Annotated in this window: 19 protein-coding genes; 10 read left to right on the top strand and 9 right to left on the bottom strand. The window is 72.3% G+C overall.

Features of this window, described 5'->3' with window-relative positions:
- Positions 1 to 65: 65 nt before the first annotated feature.
- A complete protein-coding gene (locus ACFYW9_RS07885) occupies positions 66 to 1,295 on the top strand; it encodes a phosphodiester glycosidase family protein (protein WP_389146164.1) in 1,230 nt (409 codons plus the stop codon).
- A 12-nt stretch (positions 1,296 to 1,307) separates the two neighbouring features.
- On the opposite strand, the gene ACFYW9_RS07880 is transcribed toward ACFYW9_RS07885, so the two are convergent.
- The 6 genes from ACFYW9_RS07880 to ACFYW9_RS07855 form a co-directional block, all read right to left on the bottom strand.
- Positions 1,308 to 1,502 carry a hypothetical protein gene (locus ACFYW9_RS07880; RefSeq protein ID WP_351865708.1) on the bottom strand — a complete coding sequence of 65 codons (195 nt, stop codon included), beginning with the start codon at positions 1,500 to 1,502 and terminating at the stop codon, positions 1,308 to 1,310.
- Between the two features lie 104 nt (positions 1,503 to 1,606).
- Positions 1,607 to 2,470 carry a phosphatidylinositol-specific phospholipase C/glycerophosphodiester phosphodiesterase family protein gene (locus ACFYW9_RS07875; RefSeq protein WP_389146160.1) on the bottom strand — a complete coding sequence of 288 codons (864 nt, stop codon included), beginning with the start codon at positions 2,468 to 2,470 and terminating at the stop codon, positions 1,607 to 1,609.
- Between the two features lie 216 nt (positions 2,471 to 2,686).
- A complete protein-coding gene (locus tag ACFYW9_RS07870; protein ID WP_389146157.1) occupies positions 2,687 to 3,793 on the bottom strand; it encodes an acyl-CoA dehydrogenase family protein in 1,107 nt (368 codons plus the stop codon).
- A complete protein-coding gene (locus ACFYW9_RS07865; protein WP_389146154.1) occupies positions 3,790 to 4,992 on the bottom strand; it encodes an acyl-CoA dehydrogenase family protein in 1,203 nt (400 codons plus the stop codon). Before ACFYW9_RS07865 ends, ACFYW9_RS07870 begins: the two co-directional genes overlap by 4 nt.
- Positions 4,989 to 5,966, bottom strand: coding sequence for an NADPH:quinone oxidoreductase family protein (locus ACFYW9_RS07860; RefSeq protein WP_389146151.1), 978 nt, complete (start codon positions 5,964 to 5,966; stop codon positions 4,989 to 4,991). Before ACFYW9_RS07860 ends, ACFYW9_RS07865 begins: the two co-directional genes overlap by 4 nt.
- 139 nt (positions 5,967 to 6,105) lie before the next feature.
- Entirely contained in the window at positions 6,106 to 6,702 is a 597-nt protein-coding gene (locus ACFYW9_RS07855; protein ID WP_389146730.1) for a helix-turn-helix domain-containing protein, read from the bottom strand.
- A gap of 110 nt (positions 6,703 to 6,812) precedes the next feature.
- Between ACFYW9_RS07855 and ACFYW9_RS07850 the strand changes: the two genes are divergently transcribed.
- The 5 genes from ACFYW9_RS07850 to ACFYW9_RS07830 all read left to right on the top strand — a co-directional run bounded on the left by ACFYW9_RS07850 (position 6,813) and on the right by ACFYW9_RS07830 (position 11,797).
- Positions 6,813 to 7,808 carry an NAD(P)/FAD-dependent oxidoreductase gene (locus tag ACFYW9_RS07850; RefSeq protein ID WP_389146148.1) on the top strand — a complete coding sequence of 332 codons (996 nt, stop codon included), beginning with the start codon at positions 6,813 to 6,815 and terminating at the stop codon, positions 7,806 to 7,808.
- 219 nt (positions 7,809 to 8,027) lie between these two features.
- Positions 8,028 to 9,566: an ATP-dependent DNA ligase gene (locus ACFYW9_RS07845; RefSeq protein ID WP_389146145.1), complete on the top strand. Its 1,539-nt coding sequence runs from the start codon at positions 8,028 to 8,030 to the stop codon at positions 9,564 to 9,566.
- Positions 9,563 to 10,039 carry an NUDIX domain-containing protein gene (locus ACFYW9_RS07840; RefSeq protein ID WP_328455006.1) on the top strand — a complete coding sequence of 159 codons (477 nt, stop codon included), beginning with the start codon at positions 9,563 to 9,565 and terminating at the stop codon, positions 10,037 to 10,039. The genes ACFYW9_RS07845 and ACFYW9_RS07840 overlap by 4 nt, the downstream gene beginning before the upstream one ends.
- A 110-nt stretch (positions 10,040 to 10,149) precedes the next feature.
- Positions 10,150 to 11,541, top strand: coding sequence for an NADP-dependent succinic semialdehyde dehydrogenase (locus ACFYW9_RS07835; protein ID WP_389146142.1), 1,392 nt, complete (start codon positions 10,150 to 10,152; stop codon positions 11,539 to 11,541).
- Between the two features lie 25 nt (positions 11,542 to 11,566).
- A complete protein-coding gene (locus tag ACFYW9_RS07830; protein ID WP_351865729.1) occupies positions 11,567 to 11,797 on the top strand; it encodes a DUF6213 family protein in 231 nt (76 codons plus the stop codon).
- A gap of 66 nt (positions 11,798 to 11,863) precedes the next feature.
- On the opposite strand, the gene ACFYW9_RS07825 is transcribed toward ACFYW9_RS07830, so the two are convergent.
- Both ACFYW9_RS07825 and ACFYW9_RS07820 read right to left on the bottom strand, forming a co-directional pair.
- Complete coding sequence (locus tag ACFYW9_RS07825; protein ID WP_389146138.1) at positions 11,864 to 12,559, bottom strand: transcriptional regulator; 696 nt, start codon at positions 12,557 to 12,559, stop codon at positions 11,864 to 11,866.
- A 176-nt stretch (positions 12,560 to 12,735) separates the two neighbouring features.
- Positions 12,736 to 13,965 (bottom strand): acyl-CoA dehydrogenase family protein, encoded by a 1,230-nt coding sequence (locus ACFYW9_RS07820; protein WP_389146135.1) that lies wholly within the window; start codon positions 13,963 to 13,965, stop codon positions 12,736 to 12,738.
- Positions 13,966 to 14,134: 169 nt separating this feature from the next.
- On the opposite strand from ACFYW9_RS07820, the gene ACFYW9_RS07815 reads away from it, so the two are divergent.
- Positions 14,135 to 14,779, top strand: coding sequence for a TetR family transcriptional regulator (locus ACFYW9_RS07815; RefSeq protein ID WP_351865738.1), 645 nt, complete (start codon positions 14,135 to 14,137; stop codon positions 14,777 to 14,779).
- A 75-nt stretch (positions 14,780 to 14,854) separates the two neighbouring features.
- Here the strand turns inward: ACFYW9_RS07815 and def are convergent, their stop codons facing one another.
- Positions 14,855 to 15,394 (bottom strand): peptide deformylase, encoded by a 540-nt coding sequence (gene def, locus ACFYW9_RS07810; RefSeq protein ID WP_389146132.1) that lies wholly within the window; start codon positions 15,392 to 15,394, stop codon positions 14,855 to 14,857.
- Positions 15,395 to 15,547: 153 nt separating this feature from the next.
- Here def and ACFYW9_RS07805 point away from each other — a divergent pair, with 153 nt between their 5' ends.
- From ACFYW9_RS07805 to ACFYW9_RS07795, 3 genes are all read left to right on the top strand, one after another.
- Positions 15,548 to 16,786: a MurT ligase domain-containing protein gene (locus ACFYW9_RS07805; RefSeq protein ID WP_339127947.1), complete on the top strand. Its 1,239-nt coding sequence runs from the start codon at positions 15,548 to 15,550 to the stop codon at positions 16,784 to 16,786.
- Positions 16,787 to 16,805: 19 nt separating this feature from the next.
- Complete coding sequence (locus ACFYW9_RS07800; RefSeq protein WP_351865744.1) at positions 16,806 to 17,534, top strand: glutamine amidotransferase; 729 nt, start codon at positions 16,806 to 16,808, stop codon at positions 17,532 to 17,534.
- A 308-nt stretch (positions 17,535 to 17,842) separates the two neighbouring features.
- Positions 17,843 to 18,868, top strand: coding sequence for a 6-phosphofructokinase (locus ACFYW9_RS07795; RefSeq protein WP_351865746.1), 1,026 nt, complete (start codon positions 17,843 to 17,845; stop codon positions 18,866 to 18,868).
- The last annotated feature ends 80 nt before the right edge of the window (positions 18,869 to 18,948 follow it).

Below are 18,948 nucleotides of genomic sequence, written 5' to 3'. Positions count from 1 at the left end.
GGGCCCCTGTCTCTGGTGCAATTCCCCTGAGTCCTGGCACAGTTGACGAGGCATCAGGGGGCACCGTGACGCGTCTTGGCAGACGGTTCAGAACGGCACTGACGGTCTTCACGGCAACCGGAGCGCTGGCCGGTGCGGCCCTGACGGGGGCGGCTCCGGCCGGCGGCGCGGAGAGCGCGACGGACATCGCGCCCGGCGTCGAGTACACACAGCTGGACATCCCGGCGGCCAGGGGAGTGGCGCACGCGCATGTGCTGAACGTCGATCTGCGCAATCCCCATGTGCGCGTCGATCTCCTCCACCCCGGCACCGTGGCGTCCCGGAAGCCCGTGTCCGAGCTGGCCGGCTCCCGGGGCGCGGTCGCCGGCGTCAACGGCGACTTCTTCAACATCACGGAGACCCAGCATCCGGGCGTCGAGGCGACGGGCGCGACCGTGGGTCCGGCGATCGCGAGCGGCCGCGGGCTCAAGGCCGCGGTCCCGAACGGCCAGCGGTTCGGACCCGCGCTGCCGCCCGGCACGACCACCGAGGACGTGTTCGGTGTGGGCGTCGACCGCCGGGCCCGGCTGGACAGCGTGGCCCTCGACGGGTCCGTCCGCGGCCCCGACGGCACCTGGCCGCTCGGCGGGTTCAACCAGTACGCGCTGCCGGTCGGTTCCGTCGGCGCGTTCACCGCGGACTGGGGCGGCGTCTCGCGGGTGCGCGCGACCTGCGGTACGGACACGGACCGGGCCGCGCCGTGCAGCACCGACACCTACGAGGTGACGGTCCGCCGCGGGCGGGTCGTGGCCGCCGCCGGCACTCCGGGCGGCGGAGCCATCGCGCCCGGCACCACCGTGCTGGTCGGCCGCGAGGCGGGCGCCCAGCGGCTGCGGAAGCTGTCCGTGGGCGAACGGGTCGGGGTGCGGCACCGGCTGGTGGCGCGGTCCTCCCGGGTGCCGTACCGCTTCGCGGTCGGGGGCTATCCGATGATGACCGGCGGCGTGCCGCTGCCCGGTCTGGACGACAGGACCTCCGCCGTACGGACCGCGGTGGGCTTCTCCGACCACGGGCACCGGATGCAGCTCCTCGCCCTGGACGGCGCCCCGGAGTTCCGCGGCGGTCTCACCATCGCCGAAGTGACGGCGGCGATGCGGCGGTTGGGGTCGCAGGACGCCTTCAGTCTGGACGGCGGCGGATCCACCACGATGGTCGCGCGGCAGGCGGGGGCGGACACCGTCAGCGTCCTCAACCACCCGAGCGGCGGCACCGAGCGTCCCGTCCCGAACGGTATCGGGGTGTTCACGCGCCCGTGAGACGGCGGCACGTCATGGCGTCAGGCTGCCCACGATGTCCGCGGTCGCGGTGAGACCGCTGTGGATGGTCGGCGCCATGCTCGTGCTGGCCAGCAGGAACCCGAGCAGCGCGCAGACCAGCGCGTGGGACATCTTCAGCCCTCCGTTGCGCAGGAAGATCACCGCCAGCAGCAGGAGCAGCAGCACCGCAGAGATGGAAATGGCCATCGTCAACCTCCTCCGCCACGTCCGCTTCGCGGCGTTCGGCCGCAAGTGTGGCGTAGCGGAGGGATCGCCCGGGCGGCTGACGTGTCCCCCGAACGGGTGGTCTTCTACCGTCGGTCGTGGGCGTCCAGGAACTCTTCGAGACCGCCCAGGTCATCGGTGTTGAGGTAGTCGACGTCGGCGGCGAGGAGTTCACGCCAGAGCGCCTCGCGTGTCGGACCCGCGAGGTCGGGGGTGGCCCAGAACCGGACCTTCTGCCGGCGCGCGTGCGCGGCCGCCATGATGCCCCGCAGTTTCTCGCGCTCGGCGCCCGGGAACGGGCCCTCACCCAGCCAGCTGAAGTTGAGTGTCCAGTTGTCGCTGATCAACGGGATGAAGGAGGCGGGGGCGGCGCTGCCGAGGTCGGCGAGCCGGCCGTCGTAGAAGGCGAGCCGCTCGGTCTGCGCCTCCATGGGCACGCGCGCGGCGCGGTCCCCGGAGATCACGGCCGTGACCGGGCCGCGGTGCACCCGGCCGTGCGCGTACCTCGTGAACAGGTGCCGGTAGCGGCGCAGATGACGGTCGAGTTCGAGGTATGTCGAGGAGCCCTCGGTCTTGATGTCGACGAGCAGTTGCAGCGGCTCGTGATGTCCCCGGTACACCGAGCCGTGGTTGGCCCTGACGCGGGCGGCCAGCGGTTCGAGGTAGAGGGATTCGAGTGTGCGGGTGGGGTCGAGGTCCACCGGGTCGTGGGCGACCAGGAGTTGGCCGCCCACGAGGTAGATGTCGGCCTCGACGCTGCCGAAGCGGTGGTCGAGCGCGTCGAGGAGAGGGCGCGGGTGCTCGTAGTCGTTGTGCGCGTGGGCGCGCCACTGAGGGCGCGTTCGGGGCTTCGCCTCGCCTGCCAGGGCCCGCGACGCGGGCAGGGCGATCGAGCCCGCGAGGGCGGCGCCGAAGGTGGTGAGGGCTCTGCGACGGGTGGTGAGGGCCATGTTCCGCCTCCCTTGAGGGGTGCCGTACGGGACCTCAGGGAGTATGCGGCCGGTGGGGCTCAAGAAACCCTGCCCTCAGGGGAGTTGGCCGGACCGACGCTGCGCGTTCACTTCACCGGATCCGGGCGGGTCCGGGCGTTCCCCCTCCCCTCCCCGCTGTCGCGGGCGCACGAAAAAAGCCCGCCCCGGGTGGGGCGGGCTTCGCTCGGAAGGGTGTCAGGGTGCCTGGAGATCGACCAGTTCGGCCAGCGCCGCGCGATGCGCGCCCGCCGTGCCGTAGGCGATCGAGTCGGCCTTGGCGCGCTTCAGATACAGGTGGGCCGGGTGCTCCCACGTCATGCCGATGCCGCCGTGCAGCTGGAGCGCCTCCTCCGCGGCGTGTACGGCGACGGGTGCCGCGTACGCCTGGGCGACGGCGACGGCCACGTCGCTGTCCGCGCTGCCGGTGGCCAGCGCGTCGGCGGCGTTCCGCGCGGCGGCACGGGTGTTGACGACCTCCAGCCACACCTGGGCCAGCCGGTGCTTGAGCGCCTGGAATCCGCCGACCGGCCGGTTGAACTGCTTGCGCTCCTTGAGGTAGCGGACCGTCTCCGTCAACGACCAGTCGGCGAGCCCGAGCTGCTCGGACGCGAGCAGTCCGGCGCCGGCCCGCAGCGCACGCCGTACGGCCGCGGGCGCGTCCGCGGTGAGCTGCCGCGCGGGCGCGGAGTCGAAGGTGACGCGGGCGAGCGGCCGGGTCTGGTCGAGGCTGACCTGCGGGACGATCGTGACGGCGTCCGCGTCGACGGCGTACAGCCCGCCGTCCTCGGCCGGGACGAGCAGGACATCGGCGGCCGCCGCGTCCGCGATGCCCGTCAACTCCCCGTGCAGGGAACCGTTCTCCAGCCGTACGGCTTGGTGGGCGCCGCCCGGTCCGACGTTCAGCGGGACGGCGAGGGCGCCCACCCTCCGGCCGGAGGCGAGTGCGGCGAGCAGTTCGGCCGCGACCGGTCCCTCGCAGGCCAGCAGCGCCTCGGTCGCGACCACGGCGCTCGTCAGATAGGGCACGGGGGCGACCGCGCGGCCCAACTCCTCCAGGACCACGGCGGCTTCGCGGTGCGTGGCACCCTGGCCGCCCTGCTCCTCGGGCACCAGCAGGCCCGCGAGGCCCATGCTCTCCGCGAGGGCCTTCCACAGCTCGGGGTCGTGCGGAGTGCCGGACTCGCCGCGGGTGATCACGTCCGCCGCGGCGCAGCGGTCGGTGAGGAGGTCGCGGACGGCGGCGCGCAGCGCCTCTTCCTCCTCGGTGTAGAGCAGATCCGGCTCGGTGCTCACCTGGCTCATCGGGCGAGGTCCTTCCATGCGACGTCCTTGTCGGTGCGCGGCTCGGACGGCAGGCCGAGGACGCGTTCGGCGACGATGTTCAGCAGGACCTCGCTGGTCCCGCCCTCGATGCTGTTGCCCTTGGAGCGCAGGTAGCGGTATCCGGCGTCCCGGCCGGTGAAGTCGACCAGTTCGGGCCGGCGCATCGTCCAGTCCTCGTACAACAGGCCTTCCTCGCCGAGGAGTTCGACCTCCAGTCCGCTGATCTCCTGGTTCAGCCGGGCGAAGCCGAGCTTCATGCCGGAGCCCTCGTGACCGGGCTGGCCCTGGGCGAGCTGCTGGCGCAGCCGTTCGCCGGAGAGCCGGGCGACCTCGGCCTCGACCCACAGCCTCAGCAGCCGCTGGTGCGTGTCGTGGGTGCGCAGTTCGGGCCGCTCGCGCCAGGTCTTCGCGACCGGGCCGATCATGCCGCCCTCGCGCGGGATGCGCATGCCGCCGATGGACACGCGCTCGTTCATCAGGGTGGTCTGCGCGACCCGCCAGCCGTCGCCGACCTCGCCGAGGCGGTGTGCGTCGGGGATGCGGACGCCGGTGAGGAAGACCTCGTTGAACTCGGCCTCGCCGGTGATCTGGCGCAGCGGCCGCACCTCGACGCCCGGGTCGGTCATGTCGCAGATGAAGTAGGTGATGCCCCGGTGCTTGGGCACGTCCGGGTCGGTGCGGGCGATGAGGATGGCCCAGCGGGCGAGGTGGGCGCTGGAGGTCCACACCTTCTGTCCGTTGATCACCCACTCTCCCCCGCTCCCGGCCTCGGCGGTGTCCGAGTGGACCGCGCGGGTGCCGAGCGCGGCCAGGTCCGAGCCCGCGCCGGGCTCGCTGAAGAGCTGGCACCACACCTCCTCGCCGACCCACAGGGGCCGCAGGAAGCGCCGCTTCTGCTCCTCGGTGCCGAAGCCGAGGATGGTCGGGGCGGCCATGCCGAGGCCGATGCCGATCCGCCGGGGGTCGTTGTCGGGTGCGCCCGCGGCCGCCAGTTCGGCGTCCACGACGGCCTGGAGGCGGCGCGGGGCTCCGAGTCCGCCGAGGCCCTCGGGGTAGTGCACCCAGGCGAGCCCGGCGTCGAAGCGGGCCCCCAGGAAGTCGAGCCGGTCCGTTTCCCCGGGCGGGTACGCGGCCAGCAGCTCCTGGGTGCGGCGGCGCAGTTCGGCTGCGTCGGTCATGCGGCGGCTCCGTTCTCCAGTGTGGGCACCACGGCGATCCGTCCGGTGGTGACTCCGTCGGCGACGCGCTGCACGGCGGCGGCGGCTCCGCCCAGCGGCACCCGCTCGCTCACCAGCGGCTTGATCGCGCCCCGTGCGGCCAGTTCGGTGAGCTGCTCGTGGCAGTGCAGGACGAGCTTCGGGTTCTTGGTGTTGTACAGGCCCCAGTGCAGGCCGACGATCGCGTAGTTCTTGACGAGGGCGTGGTTCAGCGCGGGGCTCGGGATCGAGCCGCTCGCGAACCCGACGACCACGATCCGGCCCTCGAAGGCGACGACCTTGGTGGACTGGGTGTAGGCCTCGCCGCCCACGGGGTCGTAGATCACGTCCGCGCCGCGTCCGCCGGTCGCCTCCTTGACGGCGGCGATGACGTCCTCGGCGCGCCGGTCGACGACGACGTCGCAGCCCAGCTCGCGCGCCACGGCGGCCTTGTCGGCGCCGCCCACGACACCGATGACCCGCGCTCCCGCGGCCTTTCCGAGCTGCACGGCCGCGCTGCCGACCCCTCCGGCGGCCGCGTGGACGAGCAGCGTCTCGCCGGCCTCCAGGCGGGCCCGGCGGTGCAGGCCGAACCAGCCCGTCTGGTAGCCGATGTGCAGGGCCGCGGCCTCGGCGTCGTCGAGGGCGTCGGGGGCCGGCAGCAGGGCGGCGGCGTCCGCGACCGCGTACTCGGCGAAGCCGCCGTGCGGCAGGGCGGGATTGGCGATCACCCGGCGGCCGTCCTCGGTCTCGCCGCAGATCTCCACTCCCGGCGTGAACGGCAGCGGGGGCCTGACCTGGTACTGACCGCGGCACATCAGCGCGTCCGGGAAGTTGATGTTCGCGGCGCGTACCTTGAGCAGGACCTGGCCGTCACCGGGCGTCGGCCGATCCACCTCCAGGAGGCGCATCGCCTCTGCGGGCTCGCCGTTCTGGTGCACTTGCCATGCCTGCATGCGGGCCTCCAGGGGACTGTGTCGGCTGACCGGGGTCCATCGCATACTAAGCGGTCGCTTGCCACCCTGGGAACAGCGGACGCCCCACGTCTTCGCCCAGCCCCGGCGCCGGCGCCCGCCGCCGCGCCGCCGCCCGCTCTCACGGCTCCGTGGACCGGGCCTTGGGACGCGCCCGTACGTGCATCCGTTCCCCCTGCGGGCCGAAGAGGCTCAGGAACTCCGCGGGCCCCTCCCCCGTCGACCCGAACCAGTGCGGCACACGGGTGTCGAACTCCGCCGCCTCCCCGGCCTCCAGCACGACGTCGTGCTCGCCGAGGACCACCCGCAGCCGCCCGGAGAGCACGTACAGCCATTCGTAGCCCTCGTGCGTGCGCGGATCGGGTTCCGTCGTCCGCTTCGGTTCGAGCACCTTGTAGGCCTGGAGTCCGCCGGGCTGGCGGGTCAGCGGCCAGTACGTGCGGCCATGGCGCACGATCGGCTCGGCACGCACCCGGGGATCGCCGACCGGCGGGGCACCGACCAGTTCGTCCAGCGGAACCTGATGGGCCCGCGCGATGGGCAGCAACAGCTCCAGGCTGGGCTTGCGCAGCCCCGACTCCAGGCGCGAGAGCGTACTCACCGAGATGCCGGTCGCCTCGGACAGCCCGGCCAGGGTCGCCCCGCGCTCCTTCCTGATCCGGCGCAGCCGCGGACCCACCTCGGCGAGGACCTCGTCCGTCGCCGCGTCGCCGGTCATCCCGCGCCCGCCGCCGTCGCTCTCGCCCGCACGGGCCGCGTCACTCATCCCTCTATTGCAGAATCGGCAAAGGCGTTTGTCAATCCGGCGGGTTCGGGGCGACCTTCTCCATGGAGGTGGTCACCATGACCGAGGCAAGGACAGGGACGGCGACAGGGACATCGGCCGGTACGTACGAGGTGGTCGTCGTGGGCGGCGGCACGGCGGGGCTCTCCGCGGCCCTCGTCCTCGGCCGGGCTCGGCGCCGGACACTCGTCGTCGACGAGGGCGCGCCCCGCAACGCGCCCGCCGCGCACATGCAGGGCTATCTGACCCGCGACGGCATGCCGCCCGCCGAGTTCCTCGCCGAGGGCCGGCGGGAGGTCGAGGGGTACGGCGTGGAGATCGTCCGGGGCCGGGCGGTGGACGTCGTCCGGGACGGTGCCGGCGAGTTCGACGTCACGCTCGGGTCCGGCGACACCGTCCACGCGCGCCGGCTGATCGTCACGACGGGTCTGGCCGACGAGTTGCCGTCGGTGCCCGGAGTCGCCGAACGCTTCGGGCGCGATGTGCTGCACTGCCCGTACTGCCACGGCTGGGAGGTCCGCGACGAGGCCTTCGGCGTGCTGGCCACGACGCCGATGAGCGTGCACCAGGCGCTGATGGTCGGCCAGTGGTCGAACGACGTCACGCTGTTCCTGCACACGGTGGCCGAGGACGAGCTCGCGGACGAGGACCTGCGCCGGCTCGCCGCCGCCGGGGTCGCCGTGGTGCCCGGCGAGGTGGCGGAGCTGGTGGTCGCCGGGGACCGGCTCACCGGTGTGCGGCTCGCGGACGGGACCGCGCACGACCGCTCGGTGCTGTTCGTGGCGCCGCGCCCGGTACCGCGGACCGGCCTGCTCGAACGGCTGGGCGCGGAACTGCGGGAGACGCCGTTCGGCAGCTACCCGGTCGTCGACCCGACCGGGCTCACGAGCGTGCCCGGCGTCTGGGCCGCCGGCAACGCCGCCGGTTTCGCGGAGCAGGTGGTGAACGCGGCGAGCGGCGGATACCGCGCGGCGGCCACGCTCAACGGCGAACTCCTGTTCGCGGACCTCGACGCGGCGATCGCGCGCGGGCAGGGCTGAGACCCCCGGCCCGGGGCACACACGGACCGGCCTCAGACCCGTCGGCCGGCGAAACGCCCGGACAGGACCGAGAGCCCGCCACCCGGCGACACACCCGGACAGGGTTGAGAGCCCGCCCCCGAAGGGGCCTGCGGGGACACGACCGGAACACGCCGCCCGGGGGCACGTTCCGCGTCCCGTACGGGTGTGAACCGGGCGCCCGCGTTGCACGATGGCTGCATGCTGCTGAGCAGGCTCGCCCATGTGTCCCACGAGGTCGCCGCCACCTCGGCACGGTCCCGGAAGACCGCTCTGCTCGCGGAGCTGTTCCGGGACGCCGAGGCGGACGACGCGCCGGTCGTGATCCCGTATCTGGCGGGCCGGCTGCCGCAGGGCCGCATCGGCGTCGGCTGGAAGGTGCTGAGCACACCGGTCGCCCCCGCCGCCGAACCCACCCTCACCGTGCGCGAGGTGGACGCCCGGCTCACCGCGCTCGGCAAGGTCTCCGGCACCGGCTCGCAAGCCGAACGGGCCCGCCTGGTGGGCGAGTTGATGGCGGCGGCCACGGAGGAGGAACAGCGTTTCCTGTTCGGGCTGCTCACCGGCGAGGTGCGCCAGGGCGCGCTGGACGCGCTCGCGGTGGAGGGGCTCGCGGAGGCGACCGGCGCGCCCGCGGGGGACGTACGCCGGGCGGTGATGCTGGCGGGTTCCCTGCGGGCGGTGGCGCGGGCCCTGCTCGCGGACGGTCCGGGAGCGCTGGACGGATTCCGGCTCACCGTCGGCCGCCCGGTGCTGCCGATGCTGGCGCACTCCGCCTCCTCCGCCTCCGAAGCGGTCGGCAAGCTCGGCGCCTGCGCGGTCGAGGAGAAGCTCGACGGCATCCGGGTGCAGCTGCACCGGAACGGCGAGGACGTCCGCGTCTACACCCGCACCCTCGACGACATCACCGACCGACTGCCCGAACTCACCGCAGCGGCCATGGAGTTGCGGGGCGAGCGGTTCATCCTGGACGGCGAGGTGATCGCACTGGACGACCGGGGGCGGCCGCGTTCCTTCCAGGAGACGGCCGCGCGGGTGGGCTCCCGCGTGGATGTGGCGGCGGCCGCGCGGACCGCGCCCGTCTCCCCCGTCTTCTTCGACGCCCTGTCCGTGGACGGGCGGGATCTGCTGGATCTGCCGTTCACCGACCGGCACGCGGAGCTGGCACGGCTGGTGCCCGAGCCGATGCGGGTCCGGCGGACGCTCGTGCCGGGGCCGGGCGATGCCGCGCGGGCCGAGACGTTTCTCGCCGACACGCTGGCCCGGGGACACGAGGGCGTCGTGGTGAAGGCCCTCGACGCCCCCTACAGCGCGGGCCGGCGCGGTGCCGCCTGGCTCAAGGTCAAACCCGTACACACCCTCGACCTGGTGGTCCTGGCCGCCGAATGGGGTCACGGGCGGCGCACCGGCAAGCTCTCGAACCTGCACCTGGGCGCCCGTACCGCCGACGGCTCGTTCGCGATGCTCGGCAAGACGTTCAAGGGCATGACCGACGCGATGCTCACCTGGCAGACCGACCGGTTCCGGGAGCTGGCCGTCTCGGACGACGGCCACGTGGTGACCGTACGGCCCGAGCTCGTCGTCGAGATCGCGTACGACGGGCTGCAGCGGTCCACCCGTTACCCGGCCGGCGTCACCCTCCGCTTCGCCCGGGTCGTGCGCTATCGCGAGGACAAGCGGGCGGCCGAGGCCGACACCGTGGACACCCTGCTGGCCGCCCACCCGGAGGTGACGCGATGAGCGCCGGACAGCACGGACGCAGGAGCGCGGGGCTCCTGTTGTTCCGGCACACCGACCACGGCGTGGAGGTATTGGTCGGCCATATGGGCGGCCCGTACTTCGCGCGGCGCGACGCCGGCGCCTGGACCCTTCCCAAGGGAGAGTACGAGCCCGACGAGACAGCCTGGGACGCCGCCCGCCGTGAGTTCCGCGAGGAGCTCGGGCTGCCGCCGCCCGACGGCGAGGCGCTCGCGCTCGGCGAGGTCACCCAGACGAACGGCAAGGTGGTCACGGCCTGGGCTATCGAGGCGGATCTCGATCCGGCGGCCGTGGTCCCCGGCACGTTCACGATGGAGTGGCCGCCGAAATCGGGGCGGCGGCAGGAGTTCCCCGAACTCGACCGGGTGGAGTGGATGACCCCGGAGCGAGCCCGCCCCCTGCTCATCAAGGGGCAGACCGTGTTTCTCGACCGGCTGGCCGAGCACTCGGCCTGAGAGCCGGTGTTCGGCCTGCAGCGTCGGCTCACCTCGGGGACCCGCCCGCGTTGCGCCGCGCGGCACCGCGCGGGAGGGTCGGGGAACAGCCAGCTTTCAGGAGGTCGGCCATGCCCATCGCGACGGTGAACCCGGCGAACGGCGAGACGCTCAAGACGTACGACGCCCTCGGTGCCGAGGAGATCGAGCGCAGGCTCGCTGCCGCCGAGGCCACGTTCCGCACGTATCGCACCACCCCGTTCGCCGAACGGGCCCGGCTCATGCACCGCGCGGCCGCCCTCCTGGACGAGGACCTCGACGACATCGGCCGGGTGATGACCACCGAGATGGGCAAGCCGGTCAAGCAGGCCCGGGCGGAGGCCGCCAAGTGCGCCAAGGCCATGCGCTGGTACGCCGACCACGCCGAGGACCTGCTCGCCGACGAACTGGCCGCCCCCGCCGACGCCGCGGACTCCGGGGCCTCCCGGGTCCTCGCGCGCTACCGGCCGCTCGGCCCCGTACTCGCCGTGATGCCCTGGAACTTCCCGCTCTGGCAGGTGGTGCGTTTCGCCGCGCCCGCGCTGATGGCGGGCAACGTGGGACTGCTCAAACACGCCTCGAACGTTCCGCAGACGGCCCTGTACCTGGAGGACCTGTTCCGTCGCGCGGGCTTCCCCGAGGGCTGCTTCCAGACGCTGCTGATCGGGTCGGGGGCGGTCGAGGGCGTCCTGCGCGACCCGCGGGTCAAGGCGGCCACCCTCACCGGCAGCGAACCGGCCGGCCGGGCGGTCGCCTCGGTCGCCGGGGACGAGGTGAAGAAGACGGTGCTGGAGCTGGGCGGCAGCGACCCGTACGTCGTGATGCCGTCCGCCGATGTCGAGCGCGCCGCGACGATCGCCGTCACCGCGCGTGCGCAGAACAACGGACAGTCGTGCATCGCCGCCAAGCGGTTCATCGTGCACACCGACGTGTTCGACGCCTTCGCGGAGCGGTTCACGGCGGGCATGCGGGCCCTCACGGTCGGCGACCCGCTGGAGGAGGACACCGATATCGGGCCGCTCTCCACCGAACAGGGCCGTGCCGACCTGGAGGAACTGGTCGACGACGCGGTCGAGAACGGGGCGACGGTGCTGTGCGGCGGCGAACGCCCCGACGGTTTCGGCGGCGGCTGGTACTACGCGCCCACCGTGCTCACCGACATCACGCCCGCGATGCGCATCCACCAGGAGGAGACGTTCGGGCCGGTCGCCACGCTGTACCGGGCCGCCGGTCTGGACGAAGCGGTGGCCCTCGCCAACGACACCCCGTTCGGGCTCAGCTCGAACCTGTGGACCCGTGACGAGGCCGAGGTGGAGCGGTTCGTACGTGATTCCGAGGCGGGCGGGGTGTTCGTCAACGGGATGACGGCCTCGCACCCGGCGTTCCCCTTCGGCGGGGAGAAGCGGTCCGGCTACGGGCGCGAACTGTCGGGGCACGGAATCCGCGAGTTCTGCAACATCACCACCGTATGGCACGGAGCGTGAGCGTTCCGCAGCTACGATCCCTCGTGTGAACCGCGAAGTGACCCTCCCCCTGATCGTCGACGACCGCGGCACGTTGCAGGTGGCGGCCGCCGACGTCAGCAAGCTGCTGCGCACGGTGGGCGGCCGGTGGCTGCATCTGGTGGAGGCCGGCCAGGACGGCCTCGACGAGGACACGGTGGCCGCGCTCACGATCGAACTGGCCAAACTGGCCGATCGGATCGACGTGGCCTGCATCGCGCACAGCAGCGGCCGCTGAACCGCGACGGCAGTACCGAACGGAGCAACGGACGGCGTCCCGCCACGGGACGCCGTTCCGGCTGCCTCAGGCGACTCGCTGGTCCTGTTCCCACAGGGCGTGCCAGAACTTCGCCTCGTAGGCCATGAGCAGCCGCCCGTGGCGCAGGGCGTCGTCCAGGGAGATCCGTTCGGCGTCGAGACCGGCCTGCACCGCGGCCAGCGCCTTGCTCTCCAGTTCGGGCGCGGGCGCCGCGAAGAGGTCGAAGAAGCCGCAGGCCTCGTCGTCGAAGCCGTAGTGATGGCGCAGCGCCTCGGTGATGGTCTCGCAGTAGCCGCCCCACGCCGCGAAGTCGGCGCCGAGCGCGAGGACCACGTCGGTCGGCTCCCCGTTCAGGGCGAGCCAGGCGACGTACGCGGGATAGGCCTGGCAGTCGGTGAGCGGTTCGTACTCCGCGGCCCGTGCCTCGCCGGCTCCCACCGCGGCGGCGAACGCGGCGAGCCGTTCCCCGGCCTGCGCCTCCCCCTCGGCGAGCATCTCGAAGAAGGCGGCGCTCGCCGGGTCGGCCGGAGACGTCCGCGTGCCGGCCGCCGAGCGTTCGGCCAGATGAAGGAACGCGCGGTGATCCGAGGCGACCACATGGCGCTGTTCCAGGGCCAGCGCGGCGAGCGTGTCGAGCTGGGCGGCACCGCGGGCGATCAACGGCAGCAGCCGGTTGGCATGCGGGTCCGGGGCGAGTTTCCCGGTGACGCCCTCCAGCAGTTCCCTGGCCGTCCGCGTCATCACGCGCTCCTTCGGTCCGGCTGACTCCGAGCCCCCGCGACCAGAGTGCACGCTCACCCCCGGATCCCCGCGCTCCGACGCGAAATCCCAGGTCCGGTGGGGTGACGACAGCCCCCGAGGACGAGCCGAACACACCCGCCCTCGCGCCGCGTCTCGTTCCCGGCCCTGCGGAGACGTCAGCGGATCGGCATCCCCGACAGGGTGCGGGCGATCACCAGGCGCTGGATCTCGCTGGTGCCCTCGAAGATCGTGTAGATGGCCGCGTCGCGGTGCATGCGCTCCACCGGGTACTCCCGCGTGTAGCCGTTGCCGCCCAGGATCTGGATCGCCTGGCCCGTGACCTTCTTCGCCGTCTCGCTGGCGAACAGCTTCGACATCGAGCCCTCGGCCGCCGTGAACTGCTTGCCGTTGACCGCCATCCAGGACGCCCGCCAGACCAGCAGCCGCGCCGCGTCGATCGAGGTGCGCATGTCGGCGAGCTGGAAGGCGACGCCCTGGTTGTCGATGATCGGGCGGCCGAACTGCTCACGCGTCTTCGCGTAGTCGAGGGCGACCTCGTACGCGGCCCGCGCGGTGCCCACCGCCATGGCGCCGACGGCCGGACGGGAGGCCTCGAACGTGGCCATGGCGGCGTTCTTCACGCGCTCGCCGCCCCCGGCCCTGACGCGCTCACGGGCACGGGCGAGGCGCTCGTCGAGCTTCTCCTTGCCGCCGAGCAGGCAGGAGCCGGGGATACGGACGTTCTCCAGGACGACCTCGGCGGTGTGCGAGGCGCGGATGCCGTGCTTCTTGAACTTCTGGCCCTGGGACAGGCCGGGCGTGTTCGGCGGCACGATGAAGGAGGCGTGGCCCTTGGATCCGAGCTCGGCGTCGACGACCGCGACGACGACGTGGACGTTGGCGATGCCGCCGTTGGTCGCCCAGGTCTTCGTGCCGTTCAGGACCCACTCGTCCTTGGCCTCGTCGTAGACGGCGCGCGTGCGCATCGAGGCGACGTCGGAGCCGGCGTCGGGCTCGGAGGAGCAGAAGGCGGCGACCTTGACATCGTTGGCATCGCCGTACATCTGGGGGATCCAGGTGCCGATCTGCTCCTCGGTGCCGTTGGCGAGGACGCCCACGGCGGCGAGGCCGGTGCCGACGATGGACAGCGCGATGCCCGCGTCGCCCCAGAACAGCTCCTCCATCGCCATGGGGATGCCGAGCCCGGTGGCGTCGAAGTACTGCTGCGCGTAGAAGTCCAGGGAATAGATGCCGACCTTGGCGGCTTCCTGGATGACCGGCCAGGGAGTCTCCTCACGCTCGTCCCATTCGGCGGCCGCGGGGCGGATGACATCGGCGGCGAAGCCGTGCAGCCAGTCCCGGACCTCCTTCTGTTCGTCGTTGAGCTCCATGGTGAACTCGGCCATGTCCCCTCCAGCGCTGCACTAAACTGTTACTTGCGGTAACTGGAGTGTGTTACCGGCTAGTAGGAAAAGTCAACTCCCGAGTTCGGCTCGGGATCCCGTTCGATACCCATACGACGATCAGTGTTAGTTTGCGCAGGCGTCACCGAATCACCACGGGTGGGGAGAGCACATGGACACCACACAGCGGACCGATCAGCAGAGGTCCGCCGACCGCCGCCGGCGCGAACTGCTGGAAGCCGCCGACAGAGTGGTGCTCCGCGACGGCCCCGGGGCCTCCATGAACGCCATCGCCGCCGAGGCCGGCATCACGAAGCCCATCCTGTACCGCCACTTCGGCGACAAGGGCGGCCTCTACGCCGCTCTCGCCAAGCGGCACACCGACGCTCTCCTCGAAGCGCTGCGGGCGGCACTGGACGCCCCGGCCGAACGACGCGAGCGCGTGGAGGCGACGCTCGACACGTACTTGGCGGCCATCGAGGCCCGCCCGCAGGTCTACCGGTTCCTGATGCATCCGGCGGAGGGCGGCCAGCCCGGCGACGCCGGCTTCGACGTGGGCAGGAACTCCGCGCCCGTACTGCGCCGCATGGGCGAGGAACTGGCCGAGGTCATCGAGGAGCGGGTGGACCTCGGGCCGGGCAGCCAGCAGCTGGCGCGGGTGTGGGGCCACGGCATCGTCGGCATGATGCACGCCGCCGGGGACTGGTGGCTCGGCGAACGGCCGTGCACGCGCGCCGAGTTGGTGCGAAGCCTGGCCGACCTGCTGTGGGGCCGCCTCGCGGCGGCGGGTGACCGCGTCGGCGGCCCGGGTTTCTGACCGGGGCTCACACCGACACCCCGTCAGCAGGTGCGCCTCCCGTCGCGGGAGGCGGCCGGCGACACCGGACGACCCTCAGCCGCTCCAGGAAGCCCGCGCCACCTTGCGCAGAAGACGGCGCCGTCGCCACCCGGTGAGCCGGTCCGCGTACACCCCGCCCTCGAGGTGGTCGCACTCGTGCTGGAGACACCGCGCGAACCAGCCGGTGCCGTGCACCGTGACCGGCTCACCGGTGACCGTGCGGCCCTCGACGACCGCATGGTCGAAGCGCTCGGTGCCGGCCTCCAGACCGGGCAGCGAGAGACAGCCCTCCGGTCCGCGCAGGACCACACCGTCCGCCTCGACGAGACGGGGGTTCACCACATGTCCGACATGACGGACATCATCGTCGTCCGGGCAGTCGTACACGAAGACCCTCAGACCGACGCCGATCTGGTTCGCGGCGAGGCCGACGCCCTCGGCGGCGTACATCGTCGCGAACATGTCCTCGACGAGCTCCGCGAGTTGAGGGCCGAAATCCGTGACGTCCTCGCAGGCTGTACGCAGGACGGGGTCACCTAGCAGGATGAGGGGTCGGACGCGCCCGTGGGTGCCGGGGATGGAACCGTGTCGCATGGCGGCAAGGGTACGGTCCTGGCAGGCGCGCGCATGTCGCGCCGGCACCGAGGTGGTGCCGCGATTCGGGCCCGTGAGCGGATCTCGATAGGCTGACCCCCACATGTGCCGGGGGCAGGGGCGCGGCGCGTACGCAAGGAGGATCGAGAAACGATGTCAGGCAACTCGGACCCGCTGTCGCCGCGGGCCAAGCTGGCCGTGACGGCGGGCAAGGCGGCGGCAGCCGTCTCGCGAGCCGCCGGACGCGGCAGCGGATCGGTGATCGGCGGCCGGGTGGCGCTCAAGCTCGACCCCGACCTGCTGGCCAGGCTCGCCACGCACCTGGACGTGATCCTGGTGTCGGCGACCAACGGCAAGACCACGACGACCCGGCTGATCGCGGAGGCGCTGCGCGCCGCGGGCCCGGTCGTGTCCAACGCGCTCGGCGCCAACATGCCCGCGGGCATCACCTCGGCGCTGGCCGGCGGCTCGGACGCCAAGTTCGCGGTCATCGAGGTCGACGAGAAGTACCTCGCCGGTGTGGCACGTGACACCGACCCGAAGTGCATCGCGCTGCTGAACCTGTCGCGCGACCAGCTCGACCGGGCCGCCGAGACCCGGATGATGGCCGAGCACTGGCGTGAGGGGCTGGCCGGCTCCAAGGCCGTCGTGGTCGCCAACGCGGACGACCCGCTGGTCGTCTGGGCCGCGTCCTCGTCACCGAACGTCATGTGGGTGGCGGCCGGCCAGATGTGGAAGGAAGACGCCTGGTCCTGCCCGTCGTGCGGTGGCGTGATGCAGCGCCCCGGCGACGACTGGTTCTGCGGCGAGTGCGGCTTCCGCCGTCCCACGCCGACCTGGGCGCTGTCCGGGGACCACGTCCTCGACCCGCACGGTTCCGCGTGGCCGATCCACCTCCAGCTGCCGGGCCGCGCCAACAAGGCGAACGCCGCCTCGTCGGCCGCCGTGGCCGCCGTCTTCGGAGTGCCGCCGCAGGTCGCCCTGGAGCGCATGTACCAGGTGCAGGCGGTGGCCGGACGCTACGACGTGGTCCAGTTCATGGAGCGCGATCTGCGTCTGCTGCTCGCCAAGAACCCCGCGGGCTGGCTGGAGACCTTCTCCCTGATCGACCCGCCGCCGACCCCGGTCATCCTGTCGGTGAACGCGCGCGGCGCCGACGGCACCGACACCTCCTGGCTGTGGGACGTCGACTACACCCGTCTGACCGGACACCCGATCTTCGTCCTCGGCGACCGCAAGCTCGACCTCGCCGTCCGCCTCGAAGTGGCCAACCAGCAGTTCCAGGTCTGCGACACCCTCGACCAGGCCGTGCAGATGGCACCGCCCGGACGGATCGAGGTCATCGCGAACTACACCGCATTCCAGGACTTGAGGCGTCGTGTCGGCAACTGAGCCACGGAGGACGAAGAGAATGACTGACAACAGCCTGCGCCTGGTGTGGATCTACCCGGACCTGCTGAGCACCTACGGCGACCAGGGCAACGCCCTCGTCGTGGAGCGCCGGGCGCGTCAGCGCGGCCTCGACGTGGCCCGTGTCGACGTGCGCAGCGACCAGCCGGTCCCGACCTCCGGTGACATCTACCTCATCGGCGGCGGAGAGGACCGGCCGCAGCGGCTCGCCGCGGAGCGGCTGCGCCGCGACGGCGGTCTGGAGCGCGCGGTCGGCAACGGCGCGATCGTGTTCTCCGTCTGCGCCGGCTACCAGATCCTCGGGCACGAGTTCATCAACGACCTCGGCGAGCGCGAGCCCGGCCTCGGCCTGCTCGACGTGGTCTCGGTGCGCGGTGAGGGCGAGCGGTGCGTCGGCGACGTCCTCGCGGACATCGACCCGCGGCTCGGCCTGCCCCAGCTCACCGGCTTCGAGAACCACCAGGGCGTCACCCACCTCGGACCCACCGCCCGCCCGTTCGCGAACGTGCGGCTCGGCAAGGGCAACGGCACGGGTGACGGCACCGAGGGCGCGTACAACGACACCGTGTTCGGCACGTACATGCACGGGCCCGTCCTCGCCCGCAACCCGCAGATCGCGGACCTGCTGCTGAAGCTGGCCCTCGACGTCAACGCGCTGCCGCCGACCGACGACCGCTGGTACGAGGCGCTGCGCTCCGAGCGCATCGCGTCCGCCCAGCAGCCCGCGTAGGACCGGCCCGCCCCGGCGGGTGAGAGGAACCGTTTCTCGAGGAGGAACGGTTCCTCTTTGCGTTTCCCGGGGAAGAACGGTTTCCGTCGTCTCGGGAAACTCCAAGGGGAACCGTTTCCGCTGCGTGAGACGGACCCGTCGGACCTCCCCCGGAGCCCGTCTGAAACGGCATCCGCACAGGTGAGCGGGTACGTCCAGCAGGCGGACGCACGGTAGGGCGCGGGCCCTTCCCGCCGGTAGGGTGGCGGGGATCCTTGCCGGACAACGTGGTCCGGTCCCCGGACCACGTTGAGAAGGTATTTCGGGCTATGCGCATTGGTGTCCTCACGTCCGGCGGCGACTGCCCCGGCCTGAACGCCGTCATCCGGTCGGTCGTACACCGCGCCGTCGTCGACCACGGCGACGAGGTCATCGGCTTCCGGGACGGCTGGAAGGGCCTCCTGGAGTGCGACTACCTCAAGCTCGACCTCGACGCGGTGAGCGGAATCCTGGCTCGCGGCGGCACCATGCTCGGCTCCTCCCGGGTCCAGCCCGCGCATCTGCGTGACGGCGTGGAGCGGGCCAAGGGGCACGTCGCGGACCTCGGGCTCGACGCGATCATCCCGATCGGCGGCGAGGGCACGCTGAAGGCGGCCCGCCTGCTGTCGGACGGCGGCCTGCCGATCGTCGGCGTGCCGAAGACCATCGACAACGACATCGCGGTCACGGACGTCACCTTCGGCTTCGACACGGCCGTCGGTGTCGCGACCGAGGCCCTCGACCGGCTGAAGACCACCGCGGAGTCCCACCAGCGGGTCCTGATCGTGGAGGTCATGGGCCGCCACACCGGCTGGATCGCGCTGCACTCCGGCATGGCCGCGGGCGCCCACGCCATCGTCGTACCGGAGCGGCCCTTCGACATCGAGGAGCTGGCCGCGCGGGTCGGCGAACGGTTCGAGGCGGGCAAGCGGTTCGCCATCGTCGTCGCCGCCGAGGGCGCCAAGCCCCGCGAGGGCTCCATGCGGTACGACGAGGGCGGCAAGGACATCTACGGCCACGAGCGCTTCGCGGGCATCGCCCGGCAGCTCTCCATCGAGCTGGAGGAACGGCTCGGCAAGGAGGCCCGCCCGGTCATCCTCGGCCACGTGCAGCGGGGCGGCACCCCGACGGCGTACGACCGCGTGCTCGCGACCCGGTTCGGGTGGCACGCGGTGGAGGCCGTGCACCGGGGCGAGTTCGGGAAGATGACCGCGCTGCGCGGGACCGACATCGTGATGGTGCCGCTCGCCGAGGCGGTCGAGACCCTGAAGACGGTTCCGGACGAGCGCTACGCCGAGGCGGAATGCGTGCTCTGAGCCGTACGCCGTCGGAACCGCCCCCGGTCGCAGTCGCGGCCGGGGGCGGTTCTACTCTGGTGCGGACAGACAGCGCACAA

Source organism: Streptomyces sp. NPDC002698 (assembly GCF_042888945.1).
In the GTDB taxonomy this organism is placed as follows: domain Bacteria; phylum Actinomycetota; class Actinomycetes; order Streptomycetales; family Streptomycetaceae; genus Streptomyces.
The sequence above is the reverse complement of the archived record's forward strand: the minus strand, read 5'-3'. Positions and strand labels throughout refer to the sequence as shown.